Annotated in this window: 10 protein-coding genes and 1 pseudogene; 5 read left to right on the forward strand and 6 right to left on the reverse strand. The window is 66.3% G+C overall.

What is annotated here, in order from left to right:
• The first annotated feature begins 51 nt into the window (after positions 1 to 51).
• Positions 52 to 438 carry a hypothetical protein gene (locus AC1DR7_RS06990; protein ID WP_457317853.1) on the forward strand — a complete coding sequence of 129 codons (387 nt, stop codon included), beginning with the start codon at positions 52 to 54 and terminating at the stop codon, positions 436 to 438.
• Positions 439 to 506: 68 nt separating this feature from the next.
• Here the strand turns inward: AC1DR7_RS06990 and ligD are convergent, their stop codons facing one another.
• The 3 genes from ligD to AC1DR7_RS07005 all read right to left on the reverse strand — a co-directional run bounded on the left by ligD (position 507) and on the right by AC1DR7_RS07005 (position 4,493).
• Positions 507 to 3,062, reverse strand: a complete 2,556-nt coding sequence (ligD, locus tag AC1DR7_RS06995; RefSeq protein WP_457317852.1) for a DNA ligase D — start codon at positions 3,060 to 3,062, stop codon at positions 507 to 509.
• A 6-nt stretch (positions 3,063 to 3,068) separates the two neighbouring features.
• Entirely contained in the window at positions 3,069 to 4,001 is a 933-nt protein-coding gene (gene ku / locus AC1DR7_RS07000; protein ID WP_457317851.1) for a non-homologous end joining protein Ku, read from the reverse strand.
• A 93-nt stretch (positions 4,002 to 4,094) separates the two neighbouring features.
• Positions 4,095 to 4,493, reverse strand: a complete 399-nt coding sequence (locus AC1DR7_RS07005; RefSeq protein WP_457317850.1) for a hypothetical protein — start codon at positions 4,491 to 4,493, stop codon at positions 4,095 to 4,097.
• Between the two features lie 143 nt (positions 4,494 to 4,636).
• Here AC1DR7_RS07005 and AC1DR7_RS07010 point away from each other — a divergent pair, with 143 nt between their 5' ends.
• The gene (locus AC1DR7_RS07010; RefSeq protein ID WP_457317849.1) at positions 4,637 to 4,975 is read left to right on the forward strand and encodes a hypothetical protein; all 339 of its coding nucleotides are present in this window, start codon (positions 4,637 to 4,639) and stop codon (positions 4,973 to 4,975) included.
• A gap of 47 nt (positions 4,976 to 5,022) precedes the next feature.
• Here AC1DR7_RS07010 and AC1DR7_RS07015 read toward each other — a convergent pair whose 3' ends face one another.
• On the reverse strand, positions 5,023 to 7,137 hold the full coding sequence (locus tag AC1DR7_RS07015) for a TonB-dependent receptor family protein (protein ID WP_478051370.1): 2,115 nt from the start codon (positions 7,135 to 7,137) through the stop codon (positions 5,023 to 5,025).
• A gap of 175 nt (positions 7,138 to 7,312) precedes the next feature.
• Between AC1DR7_RS07015 and AC1DR7_RS07020 the strand changes: the two genes are divergently transcribed.
• From AC1DR7_RS07020 to AC1DR7_RS07030, 3 genes are all read left to right on the forward strand, one after another.
• Entirely contained in the window at positions 7,313 to 8,515 is a 1,203-nt protein-coding gene (locus AC1DR7_RS07020; protein WP_457317847.1) for an amino acid aminotransferase, read from the forward strand.
• 279 nt (positions 8,516 to 8,794) lie between these two features.
• A complete protein-coding gene (locus AC1DR7_RS07025; RefSeq protein WP_457317846.1) occupies positions 8,795 to 9,811 on the forward strand; it encodes a class 1 fructose-bisphosphatase in 1,017 nt (338 codons plus the stop codon).
• Positions 9,812 to 9,935: 124 nt separating this feature from the next.
• Complete coding sequence (locus tag AC1DR7_RS07030; protein ID WP_457317845.1) at positions 9,936 to 10,646, forward strand: 2OG-Fe(II) oxygenase; 711 nt, start codon at positions 9,936 to 9,938, stop codon at positions 10,644 to 10,646.
• Between the two features lie 121 nt (positions 10,647 to 10,767).
• On the opposite strand, the gene AC1DR7_RS07035 is transcribed toward AC1DR7_RS07030, so the two are convergent.
• Together AC1DR7_RS07035 and AC1DR7_RS07040 are read right to left on the reverse strand one after the other, a co-directional pair.
• Positions 10,768 to 11,115: a hypothetical protein gene (locus AC1DR7_RS07035; protein WP_457317844.1), complete on the reverse strand. Its 348-nt coding sequence runs from the start codon at positions 11,113 to 11,115 to the stop codon at positions 10,768 to 10,770.
• Positions 11,116 to 11,181: 66 nt separating this feature from the next.
• Positions 11,182 to 11,661, reverse strand: a pseudogene (locus tag AC1DR7_RS07040) (SPL family radical SAM protein); the annotation flags it as partial.
• Between the last annotated feature and the right edge of the window lie 1,443 nt (positions 11,662 to 13,104).

Below are 13,104 nucleotides of genomic sequence, written 5' to 3' on the forward strand. Positions count from 1 at the left end.
GGCATGGCGTGCGTCCATAATGGGCGCACGTTCGTCGTCTCCGGAATCCCCATGTCCCCGTTGTCGCTTGCCAAGACCGTCGTGCTCTCCATCCTGTGCGTGGTCGTGGCAGTGTTCGTGCTGGGCATGGTCAGCGGCGCCGCCGGCTGGATCGCACCGTGGATCGGGCTGGGCGAAGGCGGGCAGGCGCGGCTGGCGTGGGACCTGGCCTGGACGATCCTTGGCGGCGTGGCCGCCACGGCCTTCGCGGCGCGCTACGCGCCGAACGCGCCCTACATGCACGGCGGGGTGGTCTGGGCAGTGATCGCCGCCGCGTCGGTCTATGCGGCCTGGGACCTGGGCAGCGACTTCCCATTCTGGTTCGTCACCGTGCTGCTCATCGCGCTGCCGTTCCAGGCGGCCGGTATCTGGCTGGGCGCGCGCTACCGGCCGCGTTGACGGGAGCGTGCGACGAGGCGTGGCGGCAGGCCGGGCGGGCCGCGCAATGGCGATGACGCGCCCCTGCGTCACGCGCCCGGCAGCACCTGCTTCACCGCGTCGATTCCGTCCCACGGATCCTGCTTCAACCGCTGCGCCCGCTGCAGCGCCTTGGCCAACGGGAACGCGTCGGCAGCGGTCACCCGGCCCAGTTCTTCCCAGCGCAACGGCACTGCCACGCCCGCACCCGGGCGCGCCCGCAGCGACCAGGAGCACACACTGGTGGCACCGCGTGCGTTGCGCAGCCAGTCGATGAAGATCACGCCGGTACGCTTGGCCTTGCTCATGGTGGCCACGTAGCGCTCCGGCGCGTGCTCGGCCATGGCCTGCGCGAACGCCTCGCAGAAGTCCTTGGCCTGCGCCCAGTCGGCCCTGGGCTGCAGCGGCACCACCACATGCACGCCCTTGCCACCGGACAGCCGCACAAAGCTCTGCAGCCCGGTCTCCAGCAACCGGTCGCGCACATCGCGCGCGGCGGTCTTGACCTGCGCCCAGGTGACGCCCTCGCCGGGATCCAGATCAAACACCAGCCGGTCCGGGCGCTCGGGATCGGCCACCGTGGCACCCCACGGGTGCAGCTCTAGCGTGTTCATCTGCACCAGCTGCAGCAGGCCCATCAGGTCCTCGATGTAGAGGTAGTCTTCGCGCCCGCTCTTCTGTTCCAGCGGAATGGCCCCTACGGCCTCGCCCAGGCCCGTGCCATGGTGCTTCTGGAAGAAGCACGGCTTGTCCACGCCATCCGGACAACGCAGCAGCGACAGCGGCCGCCGGGCAACTTCGGGCAGCACCCAGCGCGCCATCTGCCGGTAGTAGTCGGCCACCTCGCCCTTGGTGATCTTCGCCTTGGCGAACACCACGCGTTCGGGGTGACTGATGTTCACGTCGCCAGCGTTTTCGGCGACAGCGCGCGTTTTGGCCGCAGCGCCTGCCTTCGTCGTGATCTTGCCGGCGGTGGTCTTTTTTTCCTTGGCTGGCACCTTCGCCGCACCGCCCAGATCCTTCGCGGCCTTGTCCTCGCGCAGCCGCTTGAAACTGGCCTGGCGCAGCAACCCTTCCTTGGCCCAGCCGCGGAAAGCGACCTCGGCCACCAGCACCGGTTTCACCCAGTGCACGCTGCGCGCCGGGAAGGGCACATGCGCGGGCAGGGCGACCGCCGCGTCTTTCACCGCCAGCGCGCTGAGCTGGCGGGTCAGCGCACGCAGCAACGCATCGTCGAAACCGGTGCCGACACGGCCCACATAGCGCAGGCCGCCCTTGTCCGGGGTGGCCATCAACAGCGATCCGAAGCCGGTGCGCGATCCCTTGGGTTCGGTGTAGCCGACGATCAGGAATTCATCGGTATTTTCATGCTTGATCTTGATCCAGGTCGGCGATCGCGTGTTGACGTAGACCGCATCCACCCGCTTGCTGATGATGCCCTCGTAGCCCGCATCGCCACTGGCGGCGAACACCTGCGGACCATGATCGAGCACGTGCTCGCTGTAGGCCAGGGTGCCCGGCGCGGGGCCGATCAGGTCCTTGAGCAGCGCCTTGCGGGCCAGCAAGGGCGCGCGGCTGATGTCGACGCCGGCAATACCGGGCATGTCGAACACCACGTAGCGCAAGGGTTGTCTGGCCGTGCCATCAATCACCTTCTGCAACGCGGTGAAGTCGCTGCGGCCCTGCGCGTCCAGTACCACCAGCTCGCCATCCAGTCGCAGGTCGCGCACCGGCAGCGCGGCAATCGCCTGTACCACTTCGGGGAAGTCATCGGTCCAGTCCAGGCCACCGCGCGAGCGCAGGGACACCACGCCGTCGCTGACCTCGGCCAGCAGACGGTAGCCGTCCCATTTGATCTCGTGCAACCAGCCATCGCCCTCCGGTGCGGTGGCACGGTGGTCGGTCAACTGTGGTTTGAAGCCCTGCGGATAAGGCGTGTCGCGTGCCTCCGGCAGCGCCAGCGCGCGCTTGTGCCAACGTGCGTCGGCCTTGCGTGCCGCCGGCGCCTTGGCGACCGTCTTCACTGCCTTGCCGGTGCCGGTGCGGGTTGTCGAGGCAGCAGTACGCTTGCCAGTCGTACGCCGAGCAGGCGCTGTATCGAGCATGTCATCGGCCTCCGCATCGCGTGCATCGTCATCGTCGCGCTTGATCAGCAGCCACTGGTGCTGCTTGCCTTTCATCGCGGTACGCACCAGCTTCCATCCGCCCTTGAGCCGCTCGCCGTGCAGGACGAAGTCGAGCTTGCCGGCGGCGATCGCCTCGAGCGGATCGCCGTCGCACGCCCAGGTGCCGTGGTCGTACACATCCACATGTCCGGCGCCGTAGTGGCCGCTAGGGATATCGCCTTCAAACGTCGCATAGGACAGCGGATGGTCTTCCACTTCCACCGCCAGGCGCTTCTCGCCCACGCGCAGCGACGGCCCCTTCGGCACCGCCCAGCTCTTGAGCACGCCATCGGCTTCCAGGCGGAAATCGTAGTGACGGGAACTGGCGTGATGCAGCTGCACCACGAAGATCGGGCGTCGCGCCGGTGCACCGGTGCGCTCGGCATCGGGCTCGGGGGTGCCATCAAAGCGGCGTTTGCGGCGGTATTCCTGCAGTGACATCTGCGCTTACCCGGCCTTGCGCGTGGTGCTGCGCGTGGCCGTCTTCTTGGTCGCCTTCGCGGCTTTTTTGGCGGGTTTGGCTTTCTTCGCCGCCGACTTCTTCGGCGCCGCCGTCACGGCCGTCTTCTTCGGCGGCGTGCGCTTCTTCGCATCCAGGCTCTTCTGCAGCAGCGACATGAAGTCCACCACGTTGGTGGCATCGTCCTCGCGCGGCGCGGGTTCATCCTCCACCTTGGTGGTGCCCCCCTTGGACTTGATCCGCTTGGTCAGCAGCGTCTGCAGACGCTCGCGGAACTCGTCGTGGTAGTCATCGGGCTTCCACTCACCGGACATCGAATCGATCAGTTGTTCGGCCATGGCCGTTTCCTTGCTGCTGATGCGGTACTCGGCCAGGCTGCCGGCGGGCAGCTTGTAGTCTTCCGGATCGACCAGTTCCTGCGGGTAGCGCAGAATCATCAGCACCAACCCGTCGCCGTGCGGCATCACCGCGCACAGGTACTCGCGGGTCCGCACCACCACCCGCGCAATGCCGACCTTGCCGGTCTTGCGCAGGGTTTCGCGCAGGAGAACGTAGCCCTTCTCGGCCTTCTTGGCAGGTACCAGCAGGTAGGGCTTCTCGTAGTAACGCGGGTCGATGGTGGAGGCGTCGACGAAGGTCTCCACCTCCACCGCCTCATGGCTTTCCGGCGCGGCCGAGCGGATGTCGTCCTCTTCCAGCACCACGTAGCTGCCCTTGTCGTACTCGTAGGCCTTGACGATGTCTTTCCACGGCACTTCTTCGCCGGTATCGGCGTTGACCCGCTCGAAGCGGATCGGCTTGCGATCGCGCGAGTCGAGCATGCGGAACTGCAGGTCCACCTTGCGTTCGCCGGACATCAGCGACACCGGGACATTGAGCAACCCAAAGGACAAGGTTCCGGTCCAGATCGGTCGGGCCATGGCGGTGCTGCTCCAGCGTGGAAGAGAACGGCAAGCTGTACCCCCGCCCACGTGAAACGCCCGTGTCCGCCCCGTGCAGGCGCCCTTTACGCGTTACTGCAGCAACCCGTGCACGGCGGTCGGCGGCATGTGGTCCAGTGCCAGCCAGGCGTCCTCGACGATGCCGCGCGCCTGCGCCCAGCCCAGCCGCGACTGCCCGCGCATCTGCTCCCAGTGCTCGGCCAGCTCACCGGCGGTGTCTTCATCGTTGCCGCGTGGCCAATCGGCGTAATGGGTGGTCAGCGCGAAGGCATAGGCCGGGTACAGGTCGCGCCAACTGCGGTGGCCGTGGCCGCGCCGCCGTTCGTAATCGCTGCGCATGTACTGCAGGTAGTCCTGTGCGACCGCCTGGGCTTCCTCGGTGCGCTCGCGACGCACGCGGCGCGTGGTCCGGGGCGGCTGCGGGTAGGCGCTGAACAACGCGGGGGCGGCACGACGGTCCAGGCGGGGCATGACACGACTCCGGCGGTACTGGGGCAGGCAGGAATAGTCCCGGCCCCGTTAGCCAGCCGTGACAGATCCGTTCAGTGCTGCGGATTCGCAGCGACTTCACCGCCATCGCGCTGTAGTAGTGCTCCCGTTCCGGAGTTATTTCCATGCCACGCGATCCCCTGCGCGAAGCCAGCACCCCGGTGCCTGGCGAACAACACGCCAAACATGACAACCAGGATGCCGAAGACCGCGGCGCCGGCATGCCCGCGCCGCCCGAGCCGGACCATCTGCCGGTGGCGGTGGCCCCGGCAGCCCCCTCGCGCGACCGCAAGGACCTCACCCCCGGCAGCGAAGGTCCGGCCGGTCACCATCGCCGCGAAGACGAGCACCAGCGCCTGCAGCGCAAGCAGCACGCCAGCGACAACCAGGACCAGGCACTGGAAGAAACCTTCCCGGCCAGCGATCCGACCTCGCCGTTCGTCCCGGCAAAGGTGCCGAAGTAGGTGCCAACCGTCGGTTGGCAGGGTTCAAGCGGGCGCCTGAATGATCCTTACGGCGCCCACTGCCACTGCAGGCCCACGCTGACCCGGCGATCCGGGCCCGGCTCGAAATAACGCTGATTGCCGTCGTTGACGATCACCGAGCCGATATAGCGCTGGTCCAGCACGTTGTCCAGGCGCGCGAAGGCCCGCAGCGTGCCCTGGGCCAGCTGCCAGCGGCGCGCCGCCTCGAGGTTCAACAGTGCGTAGCCGGCCGCTTTGTCGGTGGCCAGGTCATTGACCACCGTGTCGCCGGAGGCCACCACCTCGGCCGCCCACTGCCACGCGCCCGGGCGGTATTGCAGGCGCGCGTTCCACTGCTGCTCCGGCACGCCGGGCAGCCTCGAACCAGCAACGACGGTCGCCCCGGACAGCACGTAGGGGTCGCGCACGGTCGCTTCCAGGTAGGTGTATGCTAGCGCGAGTTCCATCTGCGCGCCCAGCGGCTGCACGTAGCTTGCCTCCAGGCCCTGGCGGCGGGTGCGGCCGATGTTGCGGTAGGTGGCACGGCCACCGGTGTTGCTGGCCACCGCCAGTTCGTCATCGGTGTCGGCGCGGAACAGCGCCGCCTCCAGCCTTGCCCCGCTCTGCGCGTGCCATTTGCTGCCTACTTCCAGGTTACGGCTGCGGGCCGCCGACAGGTCCAGCGCCAGCCCGGCCTGGCCATCGGCGCGGTAGCCCAGCTCGTTGAAGGTGGGGGTCTCGAAGCCGCGCCCGGCCGAGGCGTACAACCGCCAGGCATCGGTCGCGCGGAATACCACCCCGGCCACCGGCGTGGTGGCGTCGTAGCGGCGCGAGCCGCTGTCGTCGGGGTTGGTGGCGGTGATGAAGTGGTCGTTGGAGCGGAACCGTACCGTGCTGTGGCGCACGCCGAGCAGCAGCGACCAGCGCGGTGCCCACTGCCACCAGGCCTGGGCAAACTGGTCCACGTTCTCGACACGGTCGGCCTGGTTGCGGCGCAGGCGGCCCTTGATGCCGACCTGATCGCCGACGAAATTCTCGTAACCCCGGCGATCCTGCGCCTGACGGTCGGCATTGGCGCCGATCACCAGATCCAGGGGTCGCCCGGCCCAGTCACCGTGCCAGCTCCAGCGCGCGTCCACCCCGCCGTAGTCGCCGTCCAGGTCGATCACTCCGCCGGCATGCAGTGGGTTGGCCTGCGGCGTCGGCGGAATCGCCAGGTACTGCTCCACGCTGCGCTGCCCGGCATAGCCCATGGCCCGCCACGTGTGCGCCCCATCGGTACGGGTGAACACCAGCCCGGCCTGGGCCTGGCGAACGGATTTGCGCGTGTTGTACTGCTCGGCCACCGCCGTGGCCTGGCGCGGATCGGCATTGACCTGCGCGCGGCTCAGCCCGAGGGGATCCTGCGCATCGGGCGAGTCGAAGTAGTTCAGCACCAGATCAAGCTGGCCACCGCCCACGTCGGTCCCCAACCGCGCATTGACCGACTCGCGGCGCGCGGCGCTGTGCTCGCGCCAGCCATCGGTGCGGAAGTGGTTGGCGGCCACGTTGTAGCGGATCGGCCCCTGCTGGCCGCGCAGCTGCGCGCCGGCGCTGAGCGTGTTGTCGCTGCCGGTATCCAGTCGCAACCGCCAGGGATCGCCCGGCGCACCCTCGGCACTCCACACCTGCACCACGCCGCCGGAGGAATTGCCGTACAGCGCCGAGAACGGCCCGCGCAGCACGTCCACGCGCTGGGCTGAGAGCAGGCTCGCATGCGAGAGCTGGCCCTGGCCGTCGGGCATGGTCGCCGGCACGCCATCGACCAGCACCCGCACCCCGCGCACCCCGAAGGTCGAGCGCGCGCCAAAGCCGCGGATCGACAGCTGGGTGTCCTGTGCGTAGTTCTGGCGGTCGCGGGCGACCACGCCGGGGATGCCGCCCAGCGCCTCGGATACCTGCGCCAGGGCGCCGTTGGCCTCGTCGTCCAGCCACACCGTGCTGATCGAGGCCGGCAGGTCGACATCGTCCACCTGTTGCACCCGCGCGGCCTGCACCTGAACCGTGGGCAGCCGCGCTACCTCGGGGGACTGATCGGGCGTGGATGCGGCCTGTGCCGGGTTCGGCAGCAGCACTGCCGAAAGCAGCGCGCAGGACGGGACAAACGGGGATAAGCGGAACATGCGATCTGGGGTCCTCGGCGATGTGGGGCGCCGCACGCCATGGTACGGAAGCCAACGTGACGGTGGCCGCCGCGCCCTCGGCGTGGCTTTGTTACGATGGCCCGGTTGTGGCCGGACCGGCCGCACCGCGCGTCGCGACATCCTCCCCCCTTCCGTCATCCGAATGAGTACCGCCGTGTCCTTCTTTGCAAATGTGGAACTGGTCCCAGGCGACCCGATCCTGGGCCTGACCGAGGCATACAACGCCGACAGCCGCTCGACCAAGGTCAACCTGGGTGTGGGCATCTACTACGACGAGAGCGGCCGCATTCCGCTGCTTCGCGCCGTCAAGCAGATCGAACAGCAGCTGGCCAACGAAGCCAAACCGCGCGGCTACCTGCCGATCGACGGGCTGCCGGCCTACAACCAGGCCACCCGCGAACTGGTGTTCGGCAAGGATTCGCCGCTGCTGGCCGCCGGCCGCGTCGCCACCTCGCAGACCATCGGCGGCAGCGGCGCGCTGCGCGTGGGTGCGGACCTGCTGCACCGGCTGCTGCCGCACGCCACCATCGCCATCAGCAACCCGAGTTGGGAAAACCACCGCGCCGTATTCGGCGCCGCCGGTTTCGAGGTCGTCGAGTACAGCTACTTCGACCCGACCACCCACGGCGTGGACTTCGAGGCGATGCTCGCCGACCTGGGCAAGCTGCAGCCGGGCACGGTGGTGCTGCTGCACGCGTGCTGCCACAACCCGACCGGTGCCGACCTCACCGTCGCGCAGTGGAAGCAGGTGGCCGCGCTGTTGAAGGACCGCCAGCTGTTCCCGTTCATCGACATGGCCTACCAGGGCTTCGACAAGGGCATCAGCGAAGACGGCGCTGCGGTGCGCATCATCGCCGAGGCCGGCATCGACAGCTTCGTGGTCGCCAACTCGTACTCCAAGTCGTTCTCGCTGTACGGCGAGCGCATCGGCGCGCTGTCGGTGGTGGCCCCGGACGCGAATGCGGCCAAGGCCGTGCAGTCGCAGGTCAAGCGCATCATCCGCACCATCTACTCCAGCCCGTCCAACCACGGTGCGGCGCTGGTGGCCGGCGTGCTCAACAGCGTGGAACTGCGCCAGGTGTGGGAAGCGGAACTGACCGAGATGCGCGAGCGCATCCACGCCCTGCGTCATGGTCTGGTGGACAAGCTGGTCGCCGCCGGCGCGCCGGAGTTCGCCTTCATCAACGACCAGGCCGGCATGTTCTCCTACTCCGGCCTGACCCGCCCGCAGGTGGACCGCCTGCGCGACGAGTTCGGCATCTACGCCGTCGGCACCGGCCGCATCTGCGTGGCCGCGCTCAACCAGGGCAACCTGGAATACGTGGCCAAGGCCGTGTCGACCGTCGCCAAGGGCTGACGCACGCGACAGTGCAATGAAGAACGGCCGCCTTGTGCGGCCGTTCTGCTGTTGGCGACGTACCCATCGCGCTGCCGACGTCCCTCCTGTTGCCGCGGCGCCACCAGACCCGGTAGAGCCGAGCCATGCTCGGCTGCTCGCCCTGCCGGAGACTGTGCCAAAGGCAGCCGAGCATGGCTCGGCTCTACAGGGTCTGGTGCGGTGTCCCCCGCCTGCCTCGTAATGCCATGGACGACCGGCGACAATATGGCCCCCAAACGTCTTTGGCAGCCACAGTCCATGTCCCGTTCGTCGCTTACCCGGTACCTGATCGAAGAGCAGCACGCAGGCCGCATCAATGCCGACCTGCGCCAGCTGATCGCCGTCGTCGCACGCGCCTGCACCAGCATCTCCATCGCCGTCAGCAAGGGTGCACTCGGTGGCGTGCTCGGCGAAGCCGGCACCGGCAACGTGCAGGGCGAGGCCCAGAAGAAGCTCGACGTCATCAGCAACGAGATCCTGCTCGAAGCGAACGCCTGGGGCGGTCACCTCGCCGCCTGCGCCTCGGAAGAAATGGACCACTGCCAGCCGGTCCCGGACACCTACCCGCGCGGCGATTTCCTGCTGCTGTTCGATCCCCTCGACGGCAGCTCCAACATCGACGTCAACGTGTCCGTCGGCACCATCTTCTCCGTGCTGCGTTGCCCGCCCGGCACCGAACAGCCCAACGACGACAGCTTCCTGCAACCCGGCACCAGCCAGGTTGCTGCCGGCTACTGTATCTACGGCCCCAGCACGCAGATGGTGCTCACCGTCGGCCACGGGACCCATGCCTTCACCCTGGACCGCGAGAAGGGCGAGTTCGTCCTGACCACCGCGGACATTCAGATCCCGGCCGAGACCCAGGAATTTGCGATCAACATGTCCAACCAGCGCCATTGGGAAACCCCGATGCAGGGCTACGTGCAGGACCTGCTGGCCGGCAAGGAAGGCGCGCGCGGCAAGAACTTCAACATGCGCTGGATCGCCAGCATGGTCGCCGACGTGCATCGCATCCTCACCCGCGGTGGCATCTTCATCTACCCGTGGGACCAGAAGGATCCGACCAAGGCCGGCAAGCTGCGCCTGATGTACGAAGCCAACCCGATGGGCCTGCTGGTCGAACAGGCCGGCGGCGCGGCCACCACCGGGCGCGAGCGCATCCTCGACATCCAGCCCGACCACCTGCACCAGCGCGTGCCGGTGTTCCTCGGCTCGCGCAATGAAGTGGCCGAAGCCACCCGCTACCACCGCGCGCACGACGAAGCGCAGGGCTGAGGGCGCAGCACGGGACCGGTGCGATACCGGTCCCGTTTTCGGCAGGGAAATGCCTACATGGCAACGGCGTGACATCGGCCAGCGCAGCGGTCACCATCGGGGTCAGATGCCCACGGATGACCCCATGACGGCCCACGCTCCGCCCGACTTCATCGAAGTAATCCACAACGCCATCCCCGCCGGGATGTGTGCCGCCATCCAGGCCAGGATGCGAACCAGTGCGCAGTTGCGGCCCGGTGAAGTAGGCAGCGGTGTGTTCCCGGAACTCAAGCACAGCAAGGATCTCCGCATCAGCGGCGATGTCGCGTGGCGCGATGTGGACATGCAGTTGCAGCAGGCGGTGTTTCGCGGCGTGATGAGTTATCTACGCCGTTATCCACAGGCACTGATCTCGCCGTTGATGTTGCAGATCCAGGACAGCGACGGTAGCCCACGTCGATTGGCCGCCGATGATTTCGTAGGCATGGACGATGCAACGCTGTCCGACCTGGCCCGCACCTGCCTGCGTCCCGGTGCCATCAATCTGCAATGGTATGCCGCAGGCGAGGGCGGTTATCCCTATTGGCATTGCGAACTGTACCCGCGCGATCCCGCCGCCGAGACCCTGCATCGCCACCTGTTGTGGACGCTCTATCTCAACGATGATTTCGAACAGGGCGAAACCGAGTTCCTGTTCCAGGACCGCAAGATCGCCCCACGCACCGGCAGCCTGCTGATCGCGCCGACCGCGTTCACCCACACCCACCGCGGCAATCGTCCGCACGGCGGCGACAAGTTCATCGCCACCAGCTGGGTGCTGTTCCAGAACGCTCAGAAGCTGTTCGGCGGGAACTGAAGGCGGCGGGCCATATCCAGGTGCTTGAACCGCGCCACGCACCCATTGGATATACGACGCACGCCCCGGTAGTGCCGGCCGCTGGCCGGCTCCTGCCACACCTGGCTGAAGCCGGCCAACCTCAACGCGAGAATGTAATCGCCACGACAACGGCAACCGCAACCCCAACCAACACCGGCACCATCGCCATTACGGCGATACGTCCACTCTTGGCCATCTTCTTCTCATGCGCCAGCAGCGCGTCGGCATCCAGATAGCTGAGCGCATCACCGCTGTCCTTGATGATGCCCTGCGCACGCAGTTGTTCGAGCGTGGCGTGCAACGCGGGTTCCAACGCATCACGCGCGATCGCGCGCTCCGGCGAGAGCGCCTTGTGCGCGTTGAAGTGGGCCAGCACCCTGCGGCGCTGCTCGTTCATTACGGCGAGGATCGTCGCGTTGGCCGCCGTGGTGACTGCCGCAACATTCACCCGCTTTCCCTACGTGCCTTCGGTGCTTCCGATAGTGGTCGGCATCGGGCCCATCGTCCAGTGGGGTCAGAACAGGCTGCCTTGCGGCGAATCCACCCGGGGCGGCAACGGCCGCAAAAACTTGCCGCAATCCAGCTTCGGCCAATGACTGTTCTGCGCGTCGAATCCGAGCCGCTTGCGCGCCAGCTTGAAGCGGCTCGACAGCAGGTCGGCGTAGACGCCTTCGCCGCGCATGCGACTGCCGAATTCGCTGTTGTAGTCCTTGCCACCGCGCAGCTGGTTGATGGTGCTCATCACGTGCGTGGCGCGGTCCGGATGGTGGGTGTCCAGCCAGTCGCGGAACAGCGGCGCCACTTCCAGCGGCAGGCGCAGCAGCACGTAGCCGGCGGTGGATGCACCAGCATCGCGTGCGGCTTCCAGCACCGCTTCCAGCTCGGCATCGTTGATCCAGGGAATCACCGGCGCCACCATCACCCCGACCGGGATGCCGGCGTCATGCAGGCGGCGCATCGCGCGCAGGCGGGCGCGCGGTGCCGAGGCACGCGGATTTTAGTATGAGGGGACTAAGGGGTGGTTCCGGCATATTCGTCGAGGTCATTCGGGTACGTTGTCTGTGACGACTATCCATCTGCCCGAGGTGCCAGTGAAGCGTCGAGTGACGATGGATCAAGAGCGACCGGCGCGACCGTTAGGCAGACGTCGTATGGCGAATCCGGGCTGAAGAATGCCCTGACGAAGAGGGAATCCCCGCTCTGTGCAGAGTCTAGCCACGCCTCAACACGACTCGCAAGACCAAGCAGATCGCTCAAGCGACCTGCAATCCAATGACCGTCAATGATGGACGAGCTCCATGTGCCGATTTCCAGATATTCGTGCGGACCCAGATTGCGATGGCAGGAGATCCAGTCGTTATTTGGATCCGATGCATAAGCACGCAGTACCGCAACAAACGAACTCAGCCCGGTCACAGAGCCGGTGATTCGCCATTGCTTGGCATCATCGTCAAGCTCATAGTGAAATCTGAGATTTCTCCATTCATCCCGGTACCATTCTTAGGAAAAAATATTCATTCAATGGACCTGTGATCTTTCACTTCCACTTGGTATCTCGCTGCTGCCAACCTCGTCCATCAAGGAAATAGTCCCACTTCTCACCGTTACCATCTGTGTATCCCCAATGGGGACCATTGGGTGGAGGATGTCCGAAATCGGGGTGTAGCTTCCCTCCGGTATTTGGGTTAACCCAATTCCCTTTGGTACTTCCAGGTGGACCGCTAACCTTCCACTGCCATTCACCAGGACATTCTGCCGGTTGTCCGGTAGTGGAGGCAGCCAGGGACTGCGCCTAGCCGCAAGATCGGAACTCCAGTCATTGAGAGAGACGGAAAACCGTATACGTCAAGCACAGCGCTAGGCACGATGCGCAGAACGCGGATACCGCCTTTCCGGCTGGAGCCAGCCAAGCTGCCACACATCCGGCGGCGGCGATCGCTGCCGCCAATACTCCAACCGAGACCGCGGTTTCTGCGCCCGGAAACCACGCCGCAGCGCAGTCCTGACCGATTGCCGCATAATCAGGTTTCGCTAGATCCGTGGTGCCCTCGTCGAATATTTCGCTGGCAGGGCACAAATACATCAATAAGGTATGCAATGGCCAGAGCAACATGAGCACCGCTATGAATGCGGCGGCGGAAGCCGGCACCAGTGCAACCCATCGCAGCCACCTAGTCATAGCGATCTCTTCGATCGGGGCGGAAGCCCCTGAGGCGGGAGCACCGGGCGGGGCGGCGCATGGAACTCACGCGTGGTTCCCGGCATCAGACGATTCTTCGTTTTCGGAAAGAAGGGCATCCTTCTCCAGCTTCCTGAGATTCATCGCTCGCCCATCCTTGGTTCGGCCAATGCGCGGATCTTACCGTGAATAGTGAGCACACATCATTGCGGGAACTAGCTCATGCCACCACGCCGCTGATTGCCCGAGACATGGATC

Source organism: Stenotrophomonas sp. P5_A9 (assembly GCF_056400525.1).